Genomic DNA, 18,813 nt, shown 5'->3' with positions numbered 1-18,813 from the left:
TCCATGAGCGATTCCGCCGTCAGCGCCTGGATCGGGCGCAGCGAAGAGACCCACGAGCAGCTCGATACCACTGTGGTCAAGCGCATGGCCGCGACCTTCGACGAAGCGAACCTGTCGATTGGCGATGCGCTGCCGTCGCTGTGGCACTGGGGATTCTTCCAGGAGCCAAATCCCGTGGGCGAATCCGGTCTCGGTGCGGATGGCCATCCGGCACGTGGCGGCTTCCTGCCTCCAGCCGATGGCCGCAACCGCATGGCGGCCGGCGGGCGCTTCGAGTTCCACGAGCCGCTGCGGGTCGGCAGCCAGGTCACGCGGGTCAGCACCATCCTGCAGGTCGAGGAGAAGGTCGGTCGCACCGGTTCGCTGCTGTTCGTCACCGTTCGCCACGATTTCATGCAGGATGGCCGCCTGGCCATGCGCGAGGAGCAGGACATCGTCTATCGCGAGCCGACTCCGCCGAAACTCGGCGCCGGCGAACCCGCGCCGGAAGGCGAGTGGAGCGAGCTCGTGGTGCCGACGCCGACCCTGCTGTTCCGCTATTCCGCCGTCACCTTCAACGGCCACCGCATCCACTACGACTGGCCCTACGTCACCGAAGCCGAAGGCTATCCGGGGCTGGTGGTGCACGGTCCGCTGGTCGCCACGCTCAACCTGCGCGCGTTCTGTCGCGCCCATCCCGAAGCGCGGGTGCGTCGCTTCAGCTATCGCGGCCAGCGTCCGCTGATCGCGCCGGAAGCGTTCGAAGTCGGCGGGCGCATCGTCGCTCCCGGCAAGGCCGAACTGTGGGCCAGTAATACCGGCGGCATCGCCCAGCGTGCCGAAGTGGAATTCGACTGAAACCCCTTTTTCGTGGGAGCCAGCTTGCTGGCGATCACTGAGCCCAGCCCGCTGATCGCCAGCATGCTGGCTCCTACAACAGCACAAGAATCGAGGAATGACCGAATGAATCCGTACAGCGAAGAACTGAATGCCATCCGCGAAGGCGTCCGTGCCCTCTGCGCGCAATTCCCGGCCGAATACTGGCGCAAGATCGACGAAGCCCGCGGCTTCCCGGAAGAATTCGTCGAGGCCATGACCAAGGCCGGCTGGCTGTCGGCGATGATCCCGACCGAGTACGGCGGTTCGGGCCTGGGCCTGGCCGAAGCTTCGGTGATCATGGAGGAGGTGAACCACTGCGGCGGCAACTCCGGCACCATCCACGGCCAGATGTACAACATGTTCACCCTGCTGCGTAACGGCAGCGAGGAGCAGAAGCGCAAGTACCTGCCGAAGCTGGCCAGCGGCGAACTGCGCCTGCAGTCCATGGGCGTGACCGAGCCGACCACCGGTACCGACACCACCAAGATCAAGACCACCGCCGTGCGCCAGGGCGACAAGTACGTGGTCAACGGCCAGAAGGTGTGGATCTCCCGCGTCCAGCACTCCGACCTGATGATCCTGCTGGCCCGTACCACCCCGCTGGCCGAGGTGAAGAAGAAGTCCGAGGGCATGTCGATCTTCATCGTCGACCTGCGCGAGGCCATCGGCAACGGCCTGACCGTCCAGCCGATCGCCAACATGGTCAACCACGAGACCAACGAGCTGTTCTTCGACAACCTGGAAATCCCCGCCGAGAACCTGATCGGTGAAGAGGGCAAGGGCTTCAAGTACATCCTCGATGGCCTCAACGCCGAGCGTACCCTGATCGCCGCCGAGTGCATCGGCGACGGCCGCTGGTTCGTCGAGAAAGCCAGCGCCTACGCCCGCGAGCGTGTGGTATTCGGCCGCCCGATCGGGCAGAACCAGGGCATCCAGTTCCCCATCGCCGAAACCCACATCGAGATCGAGGCCGCCGACCTGATGCGCTGGCGCGCCTGCGAGGAATACGACTCCGGCAAGAACGCCGGCGGCAGCGCCAACATGGCCAAGTACCTCGCCGCGAAAGCCTCGTGGGAAGCGGCCAACGCCTGCCTGCAGACGCACGGCGGCTTCGGCTTCGCCTGCGAATACGATGTCGAGCGCAAGTTCCGCGAGACCCGCCTGTACCAGGTAGCGCCGATATCGACCAACCTGATCCTGTCCTATGTGGCCGAGCACCTGCTCGACCTGCCGCGTTCCTTCTAAGGAGAAGAGCATGAGTCAGGCAACCCGCGGTCTCGCCGAATTCCTCGCCGGCCTGCGCTACGAAGACCTGCCGCAGTCGGTGGTCGAGCGCACCGAGGACCTGTTCCTCGACTGGCTGGCCTCGGCGCTTGGCAGCCAGGGACAGCACCCGATCCCGCTGTTCGAGCGCTATGCGCAGAAGATGGGACCGGCCGACGGCAACTGCGCCGTGCTGGTCAACGGCAAGCGCACCTCGGCGTACTTCGCGGCGCTGGTCAACGGCGCCAGCTCGCACCTGATCGAGCAGGACGACCTGCACAACAGCTCCGTGCTGCACCCGGCCACCGTCGTCTTCCCGGCGGCGCTGGCGGCGGCGCAGGACCTCGGCAAGTCGGGTCGCGACGTGATCCTCGCTTCGGTCGCCGGCTATGAGGCCGGCATCCGCATCGGCGAATTCCTCGGCCGCTCGCACTACCGCATCTTCCACACCACCGCGACCGTCGGCACCCTGGCCGCCGCGGTGACCGTGGCCAAGCTGCTGGACTTCGACACCGAGCAGTTCCTCAACTGCATCGGCAGCGCCGGCACCCAGGCCGCCGGGCTGTGGGAGTTCCTCCGCGAGGCGGCGGACTCCAAGCAGCTGCACACCGCCAAGGCCGCTGCCGATGGCCTGCTGGCCGCGTACATGACTGCCGAGGGCCTGACCGGGGCGAAGAACATCCTCGAAGGCGAGCAGGGCATGGCTGCCGGCATGTCGAAGGACGCCGACGCCAAGTGGCTGGTCGATGGCCTCGGCACCCGCTGGGCGCTGGCCGAGACCTCCTTCAAGTTCCACGCTTCCTGCCGTCACACCCACCCGGCCGCCGATGCGCTGCTGGACCTGATGCAGCGCGAAGGGCTGGCTGCCGAGCAGATCGCCAAGGTCACCACCCGTGTGCACCAGGGCGCCATCGACGTGCTCGGTCGCGTGATGGTGCCGCAGACCGTGCACCAGGCGAAGTTCTCCATGGGCACCGTGCTTGGCCTGCTCGCCGTGCATGGCAAGGCCGGGCTGGTGGAGTTCGATGCGTTTTCCCTGACCGACCCGCGCGTCGCCGCCTTCCGCGAGAAGGTGAGCATGGTGCTGGACCCGGAAGTGGACGGCGCCTATCCGCAGCGCTGGCTCGGCCGCGTCGAAGTGGAAACGGTCGATGGCCGCCACCTGCAGGGCGCGATCGACGAGCCGAAGGGCGACCCGGGCAACACCCTCAGCCGTCCGGAACTGGAAGACAAGTTCCAGCGCCTGCTGGCCTATTCCGGCGCGCGTACCCCGGAGCAGGGCAGCGAGCTGATCGCCAAGGTCTGGCGTTTGCACCAACTGGAAGACGTTCAGGTCATCGCCTGAAGACAAGAGCAGGGCTCATCAAAACGTAGGGTGGATGGCGCTCTTCCATCCACCATTCCGGGGCCGCCTGCGCGGCCGTGGTGGATCGATAGAGCTACGCACCGAAGCTGGAGTAGGGCGGGTGAAACCCGCCAGAACCGCAGATTACGCGTATCGGCGGGTTGCACCCGCCCTACGGCTGGAGTTGGAAACATGAACAATCCCCGTCCCCTCGACGGCATCACCGTGATCAGCCTCGAACACGCCATCGCCGCGCCGTTCTGCACCCGCCAGCTCGCCGACCTCGGCGCCCGGGTGATCAAGGTCGAGCGCCCCGGCGTCGGTGACTTCGCCCGCGGCTACGACGAGCGCGTGCGCGGCATGGCCTCGCACTTCGTCTGGACCAACCGTTCCAAGGAAAGCCTGAGCCTCGACCTCAAGCAGGACTCCGCGCAGACCGTGCTGGAACAACTGCTCGGCCAGGCCGACGTGCTGGTGCAGAACCTCGCGCCGGGCGCCGCCGCGCGCATGGGCCTGTCGTTCGAAGCGTTGCACGAGCGCTTCCCGCGCCTGATCGTCTGCGACATCTCCGGCTATGGCGAAGGTGGCCCGTACCAGGACAAGAAGGCCTACGACCTGCTGATCCAGAGCGAGAGCGGCTTCCTCTCGGTCACCGGCGGTCCGGGCGAGGACCAGATGGCCAAGGCCGGCTGCTCCATCGCCGACATTTCCGCCGGCATGTATGCCTACAGCGGCATCCTCTCGGCCCTGCTGCTGCGCGGACGCACCGGCAAGGGCAGCCGCATCGACGTGTCGATGCTGGAGAGCATGGCGGAGTGGATGAGCTTCCCCATGTACTACGCCTTCGAAGGCGCCACCCCGCCGGTACGCGCCGGTGCCGCCCACGCCACCATCTACCCGTACGGGCCGTTCCCGGTCGGCGATGGCAATACCGTGATGCTGGCGGTGCAGAACGAGCGCGAGTGGGCGTCGTTCTGCCAGACCGTGCTGCAGCGTGCGGAACTGGCCGGCGATCCACGCTTCACCACGACGGCGCTGCGGGTGGCCAATCGTGAAGAACTGCGCGCGACGATTGCCGAGGCGTTCGCCGGGCTGACGGCGGAAGCGGTGATCGAGCGCCTGGAGCAGGCGCAGATCGCCAACGCCCATGTGAATGACATGCAGGGGCTGTGGAACCACCCGCAGCTTGCCGCGCGCGACAGCTGGCGCGAGATTGATAGCCCGGTCGGCACGCTGCCGGCCATGCTGCCGCCGGGGCGCAGCAATGCCTTCGCACCGCGGATGGATGCAGTGCCGGGGCTGGGCGAACATACCGACAAGCTGCTCGCCGAGCTGGGTTATGCGCCGGCGGATATCCAGCGGATGCATGAGAGCGGCGCGGTTTAAGCGCCCGGGCTTCCCTCACCCCAACCCTCTCCCAGGGGGAGAGGGGGCCGTTCGGAGTTGCCGGTTGGCACGGCGTCTCGCTTGATGCCGGATAGCCCCCTCTCCCTCCGGGAGAGGGCAGGGGTGAGGGAAAATGAATCGCGCCGAAATGATCAAGGAGTTCCCATGACCCAATCCATCCGCTCCGCCCTGTTCGTCCCCGGCAGCCGTCCGGAGCGCTTCGCCAAGGCGCTGCTGGTCGGCGCCGACGTCGTCATCGTCGATTTCGAGGATGCTGTCGAAGCGAGCCTCAAGGCCCAGGCGCGCGAGCATCTGGCGGCCTTCCTCGGCGAAAATCCCGCGTCCCGCGTGTGGGTGCGCATCAATGGCGCCGACCATCCCGAACATGCCGCCGACCTGGCCCTGTGCCGCGAACTGCCGGGCGTGGCGGGCGTGATGCTGGCCAAGGCGGAAAGCGCCGAACAGGTGCGCTACGTGGCGACCTGTGGCAAGCCGGTCTGGCCGCTGATCGAGAGCGCCCGTGGCGTGCTGGCGCTGCCGCAAATCGCCGCCTGCGCAGGTGTGCAGCGGCTGACCTACGGCGCGCTCGATCTCGGTCTCGACCTTGGCCTCAGCGCCGGCAGCGCGGCGGCCGAGGCGATGCTCGACCAGCTGCGTTTCGCCATGCTGCTGCATTCGCGGGTGAACGGTCTGCAGCCGCCGCTGGAGAGTGTCTTCCCGGCCTTCAGCGACGACGCCGGCCTCACCGCGCATATCCAGCGCGCCCGCGACATGGGCTTCGCCGGGGCGCTGTGCATCCATCCGCGGCAGGTCGCGGTGGTGCATGCCGCGCTGCTGCCGAGCGCCGAGGAACTGGCCTGGGCGCGCCGTGTGGTCGAAGGCGCGGCGGCCGGCGTGGCGGCCTTCCAGATCGACGGCGCACTGGTCGACGGCCCGGTGATCGAGCGCGCCCGCCGCCTGCTGCAACGCGCCGGCGAATCCGCGTAGGGCGGGTGCAACCCGCCAACGAACGCCAAAATGGCGGGTTGCACCCGCCCTACAGACTCATGATTCATAAAAAACCGTAAGTCACCTCGCGCATCACGCCCACCGGTCCTCCCGTGGGCGTTTTTTTTGCTATCGGCCGCACTTATATCGGCCATTCGGACGAGTGCCAGAGGGTTAAGACCATGGTCGAATGGCCCGCCAAATGCGGGGAGGGATACAAATACCCGCAACAAGAACAACACTCTGACCGAGGTATCAACATGTCTGCGGCATCCGTGTATCCCGTGCGTCCCGAAGCGGCCGCCCGTACCCTGACTGACGAAGCCACCTACAAGTCGATGTACCAGCAGTCGGTGGTAAACCCGGACGGCTTCTGGCGTGGCCAGGCCCAGCGCCTTGAGTGGATCAAGCCGTTCACCAAGGTCAAGCAGACCTCCTTCGACGATCACCACGTCGACATCAAGTGGTTCGCCGACGGCACCCTCAACGTTTCCTACAACTGCCTCGACCGCCACCTGGCCGAGCGCGGCGATCAGATCGCCATCATCTGGGAAGGCGACGATCCTTCCGAACACCGCGAGATCACCTACCGCGAACTGCACGAGCAGGTCTGCAAGTTCGCCAACGCCCTGCGCGGCCAGGACGTGCACCGTGGCGACGTGGTGACCATCTACATGCCGATGATCCCCGAAGCGGTGGTCGCCATGCTGGCCTGCACCCGCATCGGCGCGATCCACTCGGTGGTGTTCGGCGGCTTCTCCCCGGAAGCACTGGCCGGCCGCATCATCGACTGCAAGTCCAAGGTGGTGATCACCGCCGACGAAGGCGTGCGCGGCGGCAAGAAGACCCCGCTGAAGGCCAACGTCGACGACGCCCTGACCAATCCGGAAACCAGCAGCGTGCAGAAGCTCATCGTCTGCAAGCGCACCGGTTCCGATATCAAGTGGAACCAGCACCGCGACGTCTGGTACGAAGACCTGATGAAGGTCGCCGGCAGCACCTGCGCGCCGAAGGAAATGGGCGCGGAAGAGCCGCTGTTCATCCTCTACACCTCCGGCTCCACCGGCAAGCCGAAGGGCGTGCTGCACACCACTGGCGGCTACCTGGTGTACGCCTCGCTGACCCACGAGCGCGTGTTCGACTACCAGCCGGGCGAAGTCTTCTGGTGCACCGCCGACATCGGCTGGGTCACCGGCCACAGCTACGTGGTCTACGGCCCGCTGGCCAACGGCGCCACCACCCTGCTGTTCGAGGGCGTACCGAACTATCCGGACATCACCCGCGTGTCGCAGATCATCGACAAGCACAAGGTGAACATCCTCTACACCGCGCCGACCGCCATCCGAGCCATGATGGCCGAGGGCAAGGCCGCCGTGGAAGGCGCCAACGGCTCCAGCCTGCGCCTGCTGGGTTCGGTCGGCGAGCCGATCAACCCGGAAGCCTGGCAGTGGTACTACGAGACCGTCGGCCAGTCGCGCTGCCCGATCGTCGATACCTGGTGGCAGACTGAAACCGGCGCCTGCCTGATGACTCCGCTGCCGGGCGCCCACGCCATGAAGCCGGGCTCCGCCGCCAAGCCGTTCTTCGGCGTGGTGCCGGCGCTGGTGGACAACCTCGGCAACATCCTCGAAGGCGCCACCGAGGGCAACCTGGTGATCCTCGACTCGTGGCCGGGCCAGGCGCGTACCCTGTACGGCGACCATGACCGCTTCGTCGACACCTACTTCAAGACCTTCAAGGGCATGTACTTCACCGGCGACGGCGCGCGCCGCGACGAGGACGGCTACTACTGGATCACCGGCCGCGTCGACGACGTGCTCAACGTCTCCGGGCACCGCATGGGCACCGCCGAGATCGAGAGCGCCATGGTCGCCCACCCGAAAGTGGCCGAGGCCGCGGTAGTCGGCATGCAGCACGACATCAAGGGGCAGGGCATCTACGTCTACGTCACCCTGAACGCCGGCGAGACCGCCGACGAGAAGCTGCGCCAGGAACTGAAAGCCTGGGTACGCAAGGAAATCGGTCCGATCGCCACGCCGGACGTGATCCAGTGGGCACCGGGTCTGCCGAAGACCCGTTCGGGCAAGATCATGCGCCGCATCCTGCGCAAGATCGCCGCCGCCGAGTACGACACCCTCGGCGACATCTCCACCCTGGCCGATCCCGGAGTGGTGCAACACCTGATCGACACTCACCGCGACATGCAGGCCGCCTGACCCGGCACCTGCGCCCGACGCCCCGCCATGGTTACAAGCCCTGGCGGGGCGTTTTCATTTGCGAAGCGGTATCAGAGGTAGGGCGGGTGCAACCCGCCAATCCGGAGGCGTCACGGCGGGTTTCACCCGCCCTACGGAAAAGCCCAACGGTGCCAGCTCCTTCCCGTAGGATGGGTTGAGCGCAGCGATACCCATGGGTGCCGCGAATGATGGGTATCGCAAGCTCAACCCATCCTACACGGGGCTTCGTTCTCAATGCGCCGCCAGCCGGCTCGACAGCCAGTTCAGCGCGCGTCCCGGCCGGGTCAGGGCGTCGACGAAGCTCTGGCCCCAGTAGCGGATATGGTTGGCCTCCAGCACGGTGTACATCTCCTGGTGGCGGGCGCGGCGTTCCTCCAGCGGCATCAGCAGCGCGGCGTTGATCGCGTCGGCCATGGCGTCGCGGTCGTGCGGGTTGACCATCAGCGCGGCGCCCAGCTCGGCGGCGGCGCCGGCGAACTGGGAGAGGATCAGCACGCCCGGATCGTCCGGGTCCTGGGCGGCGACGAATTCCTTGGCCACCAGGTTCATACCGTCGCGCAGCGGCGTGACCAGCCCGATGCGCGCCATGCGCATGACCATGGCGATGTCCTCGCGGCGGTGGTTGCGGCTCACGTAGCGCAGCGGCACCCACGACACCTCGCCGAAGCGGCCGTTGATGTGGCCGACGCGGGCGCTGACCGCTGCGTCGATCTGCGCGTATTCGGGAATGTCCTGGCGGCTGCCGGGGGCGATCTGCAGGTAGGTGACGCGGCCGTGCCACTCCGGGTACTTCTCCAGGAAGCGCTCGTAGCCGTCGACGCGATTGACGATGCCCTTCGAATAGTCGAGGCGGTCCACGCCGACTATCAGCGCTCGGCCGGAGAGACTTTCGGTGAACTCGGCGGCGACGGGCGCCTGCGTCGCAGTCTCCGCCAGGCGGCGGAAGCCGTCGGTGTCCACGCCAACCGGGAACACGCCGACGCGGAAGCGCTGCTGGCCGAGGTTGTAGTGCCGGCCATCGGGCGTCGCCGCGCCGAGCACGCGGGTCAGGTAGCGGGCGAAGTTGCTGGCGTCGTTGTCGGTCTGGAAGCCGATCAGGTTGTATTCGGTGAGCGCGCCGATCAGCTCCGCGTGATGGGGCAGGGTGGTCAGCAGGTCCGGCGGCGGCATCGGAATGTGCAGGAAGAAGCCGATGCGGTTGTTGTGGCCGCGAGCGCGCAGCGCCTGGGCCAGCGGGATCAGGTGGTAGTCGTGGACCCAGAGGATGTCGTCGGCTTCGAGGAGCGGGCTGAGGCGTTCGGCGAAGAATTCGTTGACCCGCTGGTAGCCGCCGAAATCGGCCTCGTTGAACTCGGCGAGATCGACCCGGTAGTGCAGGATCGGCCACAGCACGCGGTTGGCGAAGCCGTTGTAGTACTCCTGGAAATCCTGCGGGCGCACGTCGGTCAGCACGTACTGCATCTTCTCGCATTCGATGGTGGTGGGTTGCGGCGGGTCCTCGGAGACCTGCCCGCTCCAGCCGAACCACAGGCCGTCGCGGTCCTGCATGGTCGCCTCCACCGCCACCGCGAGCCCGCCGGGCGCGGTATTGCCGTTCTCGTCGGGGTACACCACCCGGTTGGATATCACCACGAGCCGCGACATAAGCCTTCCTCCCAACTGATGGACAGGCGCATCGCGGTGTTGATCAGCCCGGCCATCGAGTACGTCTGGGGAATGTTGCCCCACATCTCCCCGGTATGCGGATGGAGATCCTCGGACAGCAATCCGTAGGTGTTGCGCGCGGCAACCAGTTCGCCATACAGCGCGCGCGCTTCGTCGCGGCGGCCGATGGCGGCGAGGGCGTCCAGATACCAGAACTTCACCACCAGGAAGGCGGTTTCCGGCACGCCGAAATCATCGGCCGTGGCATAGCGCAGCAGGTGGCCGTTGACGTTGAGTTCGCGCCCCACGCAGTCCACGGTGGCGATGAAGCGCGGGTCGCTGGCCTCGATGATGCCCAGCTCGTTCATCAGCAGCACGCTGGCGTCGAGGTCGTCGTGGCCGAAGCTGCCGGTGAAGCACTGGCGCTTTTCGCTCCAGGCTTCACGGAGGATGTGGTCGCGCAGGCGCTGCGATTCCTTGTGCCAGGTCTCGGCTTTCTGCGTGAGGCCGAGCCGCGCGGCGATGCGCCCGACGCGGTCGCAGGCCGTCCAGCAGAGCAGCGCCGAGTGCGTGTGCACGCGCTGCCGGCCGCGGTATTCCCAGATGCCGGCGTCGGGCTCGAAGGCGAAGCGGGATGCGCGCGTGGCGAGGGATTCGAGCATCTGCAGCATGGCCTCGTCGCCCGGAGTCGGCAGGCGTTCGTCGATGAAGCTCTGCAGCACGGCGAGGATCACCGAGCCGAACACGTCGTGCTGGATCTGCTCCACCGCCTGGTTGCCGACCCGCACCGGCCCGTGGCCGAGGAAGCCGGCCAGGTCGGGTTCGATCCGCTCGGTCAGGTCGAGGTCGGGAACCACCCCGTACAGCGGCTTGAGGTGGGCATCGCCGGCCGCCACCGTGGTGATGAAGTCGACGTAGCGCTCCATGGTCTTGGTCGCGCCGAGGCGGTTGAGGGCGAGGATCACGAAGTAGGCGTCGCGCAGCCAGCAGTAGCGGTAGTCCCAGTTGCGCTGGGTGCCGGGGGCTTCCGGGATCGAGGTGGTCACCGCGGCGATGATCGCGCCGGTTTCCTCGAAGCTGCACAGCTTGAGGGTGATGGCGGCGCGGATCACCACGTCCTGCCATTCGAAGGGGATCGCCAGGGCGCGCACCCACTCGCTCCAGCCGGCCTGGGTGCGCTTGAGGAAGGTCCGCACCACTTCCTCCGGGGCGTCGTCGAGCGGTTCGTCGACGCCGATCACCATGCTGATCGGCCGGCTGAGGACGAATTGCGTCTCGCGCATGATGTAGGACAGCGGCGCGTCGGTGGTCAGGCGGATGGTGTCGGCGCCGCCCTGGTAGCGGATATGGCTGGAGCCGGCGACCGCCTGGCACGGCTTGCCGTAGTGATGAGTGGGGCGGATGCGCAGGGTGATGCGCGGCACGCCGCTCACCGGCTCGATCAGCCGGCACAGCTGCGCCGGGCGGAAGCTGCGGCCGTACATGAGGAAGCGCGGGGCGAAGTCGGTGATGCGCACGGCGTTGCCGTGGGCGTCTTCGAGGATGGTGCTGATGATCGCCGTGTTGCGCAGGTATTCCGAACGGTGGCTGACCATCCCGTCGAGCAGGCAGTCGCTGAAGCCCTTTTCCTCGTCGCCGGCGAGCAGGCGCGAGAACACCGGGTCGCCGTCGAAGTTCGGATAGCACCACCAGACCATCCGCCCGTGGGTGTTCACCAGCGCGGCGACGCGGCAGTTGCCGATCAGGCCGAGCTCAAGGGAGCCGTTGTGCTTGTCGCTCATCGGGATGTCCTCCGGGCTGCTCTGTCGAGGGCGGCGCGCACCGACGCGGCATCGGCGAAGCTGGCGCTGGCGCCGGGCAGCAGGTGTCCGACCGAAAGGGCCAGGCCGCCCAGCGCGGGCATCATGGCCAGGGCCGGTTCATCGGTGACGTCGTCGCCAATGAACAGCGGACGCCGGCCGGCGAATGGCGGTGCGTCGAGATAGCGCCGGATCGCCTGTGCCTTGTCGCTGGAGTGGGCGATCACCTCGTAGACCATCTTGCCCGGCAGCAGGCGCAGACCGGCTCCAGCGGGCTCGCCGAGCAGCTCGCGCAGGGCGGATGCCAGCGGCGGGCCGGCATCCGGCACCTGGCGGTAGTGCAGGGCGACGCTGCTGCCCTTGTCCTCGACAAGGACGCCGGGATGGGCGCGGGCCAGGGCCTGCAGGCGCTGGCGGACGGGGGCGGGGAGGGGACGCTCCGCCTCATGGCGCAGCGGCTCGCCGGCATGCACGCGCCAGTGGGCTCCGTGGCTGCCGCAGGACGGTAGCCGCAGGGGGGCGAAGAGACGGTCGAGACTGTCGACCGGGCGGCCGCTGACCAGCGCCAGCGCGCCGTCCAGTCGCCGATGCAGGGACTCCAGCGCCACGCACAGTTCGCGCGGCACATGGACCGCATCGGGAGACTCGGCGATATCCAGAAGGGTGCCGTCGACATCGAGGAACAGCGAACACGGTTGCCTGCGCTCACCCAGCCACTCTTCGAGCAGGGCGTTGGCCAAAGCGTCATCACGCAAGGCAATGGCCGCGCCGACTGGTCGTTGCACCATCGGACGAGACATGGGCCATTTTCCTCATAGCCATCTGCGCTGCCGGCACGCGGCAGCGGACGATTTCGGAAGAGTCCCCAAGACTAGCATGCGAGGCCGGGGGCATCGGACCGGGTGTCGGTCCGGGGGCACCCGTAGGTTGGCGCTGAGCTTGCGAAGCCCGACATCTGGCGGGGTCAGGCACCAACTTCGTTGGGCTTCGTGCCTCAGCCCAACCTACGGGGCTTTCCCTGGCGCATTGCGGGATGCTAGAAGTCGATCTTTCCATTTGAAAGTCGAATATCCCGATGGATGACAGCGCGAAATCGAATAGACCGCTCTTCGACCTGGACCTGCTGCGGGCCATCGTCATGGTCGCCGACTGCGGCAGCTTCACCACCGCTGCGGCGCGGCTGCACTCCACCCAGTCCACCGTGAGCCAGAAGGTGCGCCGGCTGGAGGAAATGGTCGGGCACAGGCTGCTCGAACGCGGGCACCGCGAAGTGCATCCGACCGATGCCGGCGAGACGCTGCTCGGCTACGCGCGGCAGATGCTCGCCCTGAATGGCCGGATGCTGGAGGCGCTGTCGGGGGCTTTCGTCGCGGTGATCATCCGCCTCGGCGTGCCGGACGATTTCGTTACCGGCAAGACCACCCAGGCGCTGGCGGCCTTCAATCGCAAGTACCCCGAGGTCAAGCTGGAAGTCACCAGCGGGCTGAGCCGCGACCTGATCGCCAGCTACGACCGTGGCGAACTGGACCTGGCGCTGGTCAAGCAGCGGCGCAACAGCCGCGAGGCGGTCGCCTGCCGTCCGGAGCGGATGGTGTGGATCGACAGCGCGAAACATCCGTCCTTCCACCTCGACCCCGTACCGCTGGTGACCTTCCCGCCGCGCGGACTGTGCCGCGACGACATGATCCAGGCCATCGAGGCGATGGGGCGCAACTGGCGCATCGCGTTCACCAGTTCCAGCCTCAGCGCGATCCAGGGCGCGGTGGCGGATGGCATGGGCATCGGCCTGCTGCCACCGCGAGCGGTGACGGCCGAACACGTGCTGCTGGGCGAAAAGGATGGCCTGCGCAGGATCGACGATTTCGAGATCGCCATCGTCCATCGCCCGGCCGTGGACCCGGTGATCGGGGAACTGGTGAAGGCCCTGGTGGCGATGCTGGACCGCGAATCGCGCCCAGCCTGAATGACAAAAGGCCCGCCGGGATGATCCGGGCGGGCCTTTGCGTTGGGTCAGCGGGCGCTGTTCAGCGTCAGGTTCATGTGCCGGTTGACGTCCTTGTACAGCAGGTAGCGGAACGGGCCGGGGCCGCCGGCGTAGCAGGCCTGCGGGCAGAAGGCGCGCAGCCACATGAAGTCGCCGGCTTCGACTTCCACCCAGTCCTGGTTCAGGCGGTACACCGCCTTGCCTTCCAGCACGTAGAGGCCGTGCTCCATCACGTGGGTCTCGGCGAACGGGATCACGCCGCCCGGCTGGAAGGTGACGATGTTCACGTGCATGTCGTGGCGCATGTCGGAGATGTCGACGAAGCGCGAGGTGACCCAGCGTCCTTCGGTGCCGGGCATCGGGATCGGCTCGATGTCCTGCTCGTTGGTCACGAAGGCTTCCGGATGGGGAATGCCGTCGACGGCCTGGTAGCGCTTGCGAATCCAGTGGAAGCGCGCCGGCTCGCCGCTGGTGTTGCGCACCGACCAGTCGGAGGCCGGCGGAATGAAGGCGTAGCCGCCCGGCGTGAGGATGTGGCGGGTGCCGAGCAGGGTCAGTTCCAGCTCGCCTTCGACGATGAACAGCACGCCCTCGGCTTCCCGGTCCTGCTCCGGCTTGTCGCTGCCGCCGCCCGGGCCGACTTCCACGATGTATTGCGAGAAGGTCTCGGCGAAGCCGGACAGCGGGCGCGCCAGCACCCACAGGCGGGTGTTGTCCCAGAAGGGCAGGTGGCTGGTGACGATATCGCGCAGCACGCCTTTCGGGATCACCGCATAGGCTTCGGTGAACATCGCCCGGTCGGTCAGCAGCTCGGTCTGGGCCGGGTGGCCGCCGTGGGGGGCGTAGTAGGTGGTATTCGACATGGAGCAATTCTCCGCAGTGATGGTCCTGCCGCTCGGAAAGGCAGGTACGGGGGGATGTGTCACACCATATCGGCAGGCTGAGGTATCTACCAATTAAATGTTGGAATCCGCTGCATTCGGTTTCTGAATGTCTGGATCGACCATTGCCGGCGCAGTCTTCAGGCGTCGCGCAGCAGGTCGTGGGTGTCGAGCAGGCGCCAGGCGATTTCCGGATGCTTCTCCAGGGCCCGGCGGATCGCTGCGGGAATCGACTGGCGGGTCTTGCGGCAAAGGCCGGGCTGGAAGGCGAAATGAAAGCCGATGCCGCGCATGCTGCGCACTTCGTTGTGGCTGGGCTCGACGCTCATGCGGATGCCCAGCTGCTCGAACATGCGCCGCTGCATGTGTTCGAGGTCGTCCAGGCTCTGCAGGTTCTCCAGGCGTTCGAGCAGGCGCTGCTCTTCCTGGCGGGTCAGGCGCAGGATGCGCAGGTCGCCACCCGGCGCCGCCAGCAGCTCATCGCGCCGGCAGTCGCAGACGCCGGGCGGGCAGGGTTGGCGGATCGGGATCTGGCTGTTCATGGCAATCGATCATAGCCCGTTGCCGTAGGTTGGCGATCCATCGTCGTTGGCGCTGAGCGCAGCGAAGCCCAACAACTGTCGGGCGTGGCACCGTTGGGCTTCGCAAGCTCAGCGCCAACCTACGGTGCTTCCGGGGAGGGTAGGGATTGGCGCATCATGGGCGGATTCTGTTCGAGGGGGATTTTCATGCGCGTCATTTCATCCGTTCTGGCCCTAGGACTGTTCTGCGCGGCCACTGTCGAGGCGGCCGAAGAGGCGCAACTGGTGGAGTCGATCAACGCCTACCGCAGCCAGCCGCAGCGCTGCGCCGGCACGGCCTCCGAGGAACTGCCGCCGCTGGCGAGCGATCCGCGCCTGGTCCTGTCGGCCAGCGGGCCGGTGGACCTGCAGGGCTCGCTGACCCGCTCGGCCTATCCGCTGCTCAACGTGCAGGCGATCAGCCTGTCCGGGCCGCGCGACGCGCAGGCGGCCATGACCGCGCTGCAGGAGAGCTTCTGCCAGATCGTCCTCGATCCGCAGTTCGTCGATATCGGCGTGAGCCGCGCAGACCGCGACTGGCGCATCGTGCTGGCGCGGCCGCTGCTGAGCGCACACCAGGGCGACTGGCAGGCGGAAGGGCAGAAGGTGCTGGAACAGATCAACGCCGCCCGCGCCCAGCCGCGCAAGTGCGGCGGCCAGTCCTTCGCCGCCGCCAAGCCGCTGGCCTGGAACGCCGTGCTGGGCACGGTGGCCGAAACCCACAGCCGGGCCATGGCCAACGGCAACTTCTTCTCCCACACCGACCGCGACGACCGCATCCCCAGCGACCGCGCCGAACTGGCCGGCTACAACGGCCAGCAGATCGGCGAGAACATCTCCGCCGGCGTGGATACTCCGCGCAAGGTCGTCGACGGCTGGCTGTCCAGCCCCGGCCACTGCGCCAACCTGATGAACCCGCAGTACAGCGAACTCGGCGCGGCCTACGCGACCGATCCGAAGAGCGATGCGGGGATTTACTGGACGGCGATGTTTGGGGCGCCGTAGGCGGCTGGTACTCGTAAGCTTCGGCGCTCAAGTTTCCTCACCCCAGCCCTCTCCCGGAGGGAGAGGGGGCACTCTGGAGTGGGCTGATGCAGCGTGCTATCCGGCAACACCGAACAGTCCCCTCTCCCTCCGGGAGAGGGTTAGGGTGAGGGGAAAAGCGCGGCGCTTTGTGTAGGAGCGCGCCATGCGCGCGAATCGCAGAGCCAGGCCCTCCCCAGGAAATAATTTTATTCCTAAAAAGTATTTCCACTAATTTTCTTATGTCCTTTATTGTCTCGCCATAGCTTGTTATAACAAGTTGAGCGAAGGACGACATGGCCGAACTGCTTTCCCTTTCCCCGGTGCCCCTCTACAGCCAGCTCAAGGAGCTGCTGCGCGGGCGCATCCTCGACGGTACCTATCCACCCCACAGCCGCATGCCCTCCGAAGCGGAGCTGGGCCGTGCGTTCGGGGTCAGCCGCATCACCGTGCGCCAGGCGCTCGGCGACCTGCAGAAGGAAGGTCTGATCTTCAAGCTGCACGGCAAGGGCACTTTCGTCGCCAGGCCCAAGGCGTTCCAGAACGTCAGCACGCTGCAGGGCCTGGGCGAGTCGATGAAGCAGATGGGCTACGAGGTGATCAACCGCCTGTGCAGCCTCAAGCATCTGCCGGCGACGGCGCAGGTCGCCGAGCGCCTGCAGCTGGAGGAGGGAGCGCCGGTCAGCGAGATCAAGCGCGTGCGCCTGGTCAACCGCGAGCCGGTATCCCTGGAAGTCACCTACGTGCCGCGCGCCATCGGCGAGCGCCTGGAGAAGTCCGACCTGGTGGCCCGCGACATCTTCCTGATCATCGAGAACGACTGCGGCCTCGCCCTCGGCCATGCGGACCTCGCCATCGACGCCATGCTCGCCGACGAGGACCTGGCCCGCGTGCTGGGTGTCGAGGAGGGCTCGCCGATCATGCGCATCGAGCGCCTTACCCACGGCAGCGACGGCACGCCGCTGGACTTCGAATACCTCTACTACCGCGGCGACGCCTTCCAGTATCGCCTGCGCATCGACCGGCAGAAGGGCTCCCACGCATGAACACGATCGAACGCGAATACGACCTGGTGGTGATCGGCGGCGGCACGGCCGGGCCGATGGCCGCGATCAAGGCCAAGGAGGCGAACCGCGAGTTGCGCGTGCTGCTGCTGGACAAGGCCAACGTCAAGCGCAGCGGCGCCATCAGCATGGGCATGGACGGCCTGAACAACGCGGTGATCCCCGGCCACGCGACGCCCGAGCAGTACACCAAGGAAATCACCATCGCCAACGACGGCATCGTCAACCAGGCGGCGGTCTACGCCTACGCCACCCACAGCTACGAGACGATCGAGCAGCTCGACCGCTGGGGCGTGAAGTTCGAGAAGGACGAGACCGGCGACTACGCGGTGAAGAAGGTCCACCACATGGGCGCCTACGTGCTGCCGATGCCGGAAGGCCACGACATCAAGAAGGTGCTGTATCGCCAGCTCAAGCGCGCGCGGGTGGAAATCACCAACCGCGTCATCGCCACCCGCCTGCTCACCGACGCTGAGGGCACGGTCAATGGCGTGATGGGCTTCGACTGCCGCACGGCGGACTTCCATGTGATCCGTGCGAAAGCGGTGATCCTCGCCTGCGGCGCCGCCGGGCGCCTCGGTCTGCCCGCATCCGGCTACCTGATGGGCACCTACGAGAACCCGACCAACGCCGGCGACGGCTACGCCATGGCCTACCACGCCGGCGCCGAGCTGGCGAACCTCGAATGCTTCCAGATCAACCCGCTGATCAAGGACTACAACGGCCCGGCCTGCGCCTACGTGACCGGCCCGCTCGGCGGCTACACCGCCAACAACAAGGGCGAGCGCTTCATCGAGTGCGACTACTGGTCCGGGCAGATGATGTGGGAGTTCCACCAGGAACTGGAAAGCGGCAACGGCCCGGTGTTCCTCAAGCTCGACCACCTGGCCGAGGAAACCATCCAGACCATCGAGGAAATCCTGCACGGCAACGAACGGCCGAGCCGCGGCCAGTTCCACGCCGGGCGCGGCACCGACTACCGCTCGCAGATGGTCGAGATGCACATTTCCGAGATCGGCTTCTGCTCCGGCCATTCGGCATCGGGCGTGTGGGTCAACGAGCGCGCCGAAACCAGCGTGCAGGGCCTCTACGCCGCCGGCGACATGGCCGCCGTGCCGCACAACTACATGCTCGGCGCCTTCACCTACGGCTGGTTCGCCGGGGTCAATGCCGTCGCCTATATCGCCGGGCGGGATTTCACGGAGGTGGATGCGCAGCAGGTCGAGCGCGAGAAGGCGCGGGTCTACGCACCGCTCAACCGCGAGCACGGCCTGCCGCCGGCGCAGGTGGAGTACAAGCTGCGGCGCATGGTCAACGACTACCTGCAGCCGCCAAAGGTGACGAAGAAGATGGAGATCGGCCTGACCCGCTTCGCCGAGATCGAACGCGACCTCGACCAGCTCAAGGCGAGCAATCCCCACGAGCTGATGCGCGCCCTGGAAGTCAGCGTGATCCGCGACTGCGCCGAGATGGCCGCGCGCGCCTCGCTGTTCCGCGCCGAGAGCCGCTGGGGCCTGTATCACCACCGCGTCGATCACCCCGAGCGCAACGATGCCGAGTGGTTCTGCCACTGCCATCTGAAGAAGGGCGGGGACGGCGCCATGACCAGCTTCAAGCGGGCGGTCGAGCCGTACCTGATTCCGCTGGATGACGAGGAGCAGAAGGCCTACGAGAAGCTGCGGGTGAGAACCGCAGCGGCGTAACGAAAGGGTGGATGGAAAGAGCGCCATCCACCCTGCGGGTGCAAACCGTAGGGTGGAAAACCGCGAAGCGTTTTCCACC

Annotated in this window: 15 protein-coding genes; 10 read left to right on the top strand and 5 right to left on the bottom strand. The window is 66.8% G+C overall.

The window, feature by feature from the left end; genetic code table 11:
* Positions 1-3: 3 nt before the first annotated feature.
* The 6 genes from JFY56_RS03935 to acs all read left to right on the top strand — a co-directional run bounded on the left by JFY56_RS03935 (position 4) and on the right by acs (position 8,055).
* On the top strand, positions 4-837 hold the full coding sequence (locus tag JFY56_RS03935; RefSeq protein WP_208312153.1) for an FAS1-like dehydratase domain-containing protein: 834 nt from the start codon (positions 4-6) through the stop codon (positions 835-837).
* A 105-nt stretch (positions 838-942) separates the two neighbouring features.
* Positions 943-2,103: an acyl-CoA dehydrogenase family protein gene (locus JFY56_RS03930; protein ID WP_208312152.1), complete on the top strand. Its 1,161-nt coding sequence runs from the start codon at positions 943-945 to the stop codon at positions 2,101-2,103.
* Between the two features lie 10 nt (positions 2,104-2,113).
* Entirely contained in the window at positions 2,114-3,466 is a 1,353-nt protein-coding gene (locus JFY56_RS03925; protein ID WP_208312151.1) for an MmgE/PrpD family protein, read from the top strand.
* 192 nt (positions 3,467-3,658) lie between these two features.
* Positions 3,659-4,852 carry a CaiB/BaiF CoA transferase family protein gene (locus tag JFY56_RS03920; RefSeq protein ID WP_208312150.1) on the top strand — a complete coding sequence of 398 codons (1,194 nt, stop codon included), beginning with the start codon at positions 3,659-3,661 and terminating at the stop codon, positions 4,850-4,852.
* Positions 4,853-5,017: 165 nt separating this feature from the next.
* Positions 5,018-5,839 carry an HpcH/HpaI aldolase/citrate lyase family protein gene (locus JFY56_RS03915; RefSeq protein WP_208312149.1) on the top strand — a complete coding sequence of 274 codons (822 nt, stop codon included), beginning with the start codon at positions 5,018-5,020 and terminating at the stop codon, positions 5,837-5,839.
* Between the two features lie 260 nt (positions 5,840-6,099).
* Positions 6,100-8,055, top strand: coding sequence for an acetate--CoA ligase (gene acs, locus JFY56_RS03910; protein WP_208312148.1), 1,956 nt, complete (start codon positions 6,100-6,102; stop codon positions 8,053-8,055).
* A gap of 252 nt (positions 8,056-8,307) precedes the next feature.
* Here acs and otsA read toward each other — a convergent pair whose 3' ends face one another.
* From otsA to otsB, 3 genes are read right to left on the bottom strand one after another with little or no spacing between them, the layout of a single operon-like run.
* Positions 8,308-9,720 (bottom strand): alpha,alpha-trehalose-phosphate synthase (UDP-forming), encoded by a 1,413-nt coding sequence (gene otsA, locus JFY56_RS03905; RefSeq protein WP_208312147.1) that lies wholly within the window; start codon positions 9,718-9,720, stop codon positions 8,308-8,310.
* Complete coding sequence (locus JFY56_RS03900) at positions 9,702-11,501, bottom strand: glycoside hydrolase family 15 protein (RefSeq protein ID WP_208312146.1); 1,800 nt, start codon at positions 11,499-11,501, stop codon at positions 9,702-9,704. Before JFY56_RS03900 ends, otsA begins: the two co-directional genes overlap by 19 nt.
* Positions 11,498-12,319 (bottom strand): trehalose-phosphatase, encoded by an 822-nt coding sequence (gene otsB, locus JFY56_RS03895; RefSeq protein ID WP_208312145.1) that lies wholly within the window; start codon positions 12,317-12,319, stop codon positions 11,498-11,500. The genes JFY56_RS03900 and otsB overlap by 4 nt, the downstream gene beginning before the upstream one ends.
* 275 nt (positions 12,320-12,594) lie before the next feature.
* Here otsB and JFY56_RS03890 point away from each other — a divergent pair, with 275 nt between their 5' ends.
* On the top strand, positions 12,595-13,482 hold the full coding sequence (locus JFY56_RS03890; protein ID WP_208312144.1) for a LysR family transcriptional regulator: 888 nt from the start codon (positions 12,595-12,597) through the stop codon (positions 13,480-13,482).
* 47 nt (positions 13,483-13,529) lie between these two features.
* On the opposite strand, the gene JFY56_RS03885 is transcribed toward JFY56_RS03890, so the two are convergent.
* Positions 13,530-14,366: a bifunctional allantoicase/(S)-ureidoglycine aminohydrolase gene (locus JFY56_RS03885; RefSeq protein WP_208312143.1), complete on the bottom strand. Its 837-nt coding sequence runs from the start codon at positions 14,364-14,366 to the stop codon at positions 13,530-13,532.
* Between the two features lie 158 nt (positions 14,367-14,524).
* Complete coding sequence (locus tag JFY56_RS03880) at positions 14,525-14,926, bottom strand: hypothetical protein (protein WP_208312142.1); 402 nt, start codon at positions 14,924-14,926, stop codon at positions 14,525-14,527.
* Positions 14,927-15,112: 186 nt separating this feature from the next.
* Here JFY56_RS03880 and JFY56_RS03875 point away from each other — a divergent pair, with 186 nt between their 5' ends.
* From JFY56_RS03875 to JFY56_RS03865, 3 genes are all read left to right on the top strand, one after another.
* Positions 15,113-15,949, top strand: coding sequence for a CAP domain-containing protein (locus JFY56_RS03875; protein WP_208312141.1), 837 nt, complete (start codon positions 15,113-15,115; stop codon positions 15,947-15,949).
* A 314-nt stretch (positions 15,950-16,263) separates the two neighbouring features.
* On the top strand, positions 16,264-17,013 hold the full coding sequence (locus JFY56_RS03870; RefSeq protein ID WP_208312140.1) for a GntR family transcriptional regulator: 750 nt from the start codon (positions 16,264-16,266) through the stop codon (positions 17,011-17,013).
* Positions 17,010-18,734, top strand: coding sequence for a fumarate reductase/succinate dehydrogenase flavoprotein subunit (locus tag JFY56_RS03865; RefSeq protein ID WP_208312139.1), 1,725 nt, complete (start codon positions 17,010-17,012; stop codon positions 18,732-18,734). The genes JFY56_RS03870 and JFY56_RS03865 overlap by 4 nt, the downstream gene beginning before the upstream one ends.
* Positions 18,735-18,813 lie beyond the last annotated feature (79 nt).

Source organism: Pseudomonas schmalbachii, from assembly GCF_017589465.1.
Classification (GTDB): domain Bacteria; phylum Pseudomonadota; class Gammaproteobacteria; order Pseudomonadales; family Pseudomonadaceae; genus Pseudomonas; species Pseudomonas schmalbachii.
The sequence above is the reverse complement of the archived record's forward strand: the minus strand, read 5'-3'. Positions and strand labels throughout refer to the sequence as shown.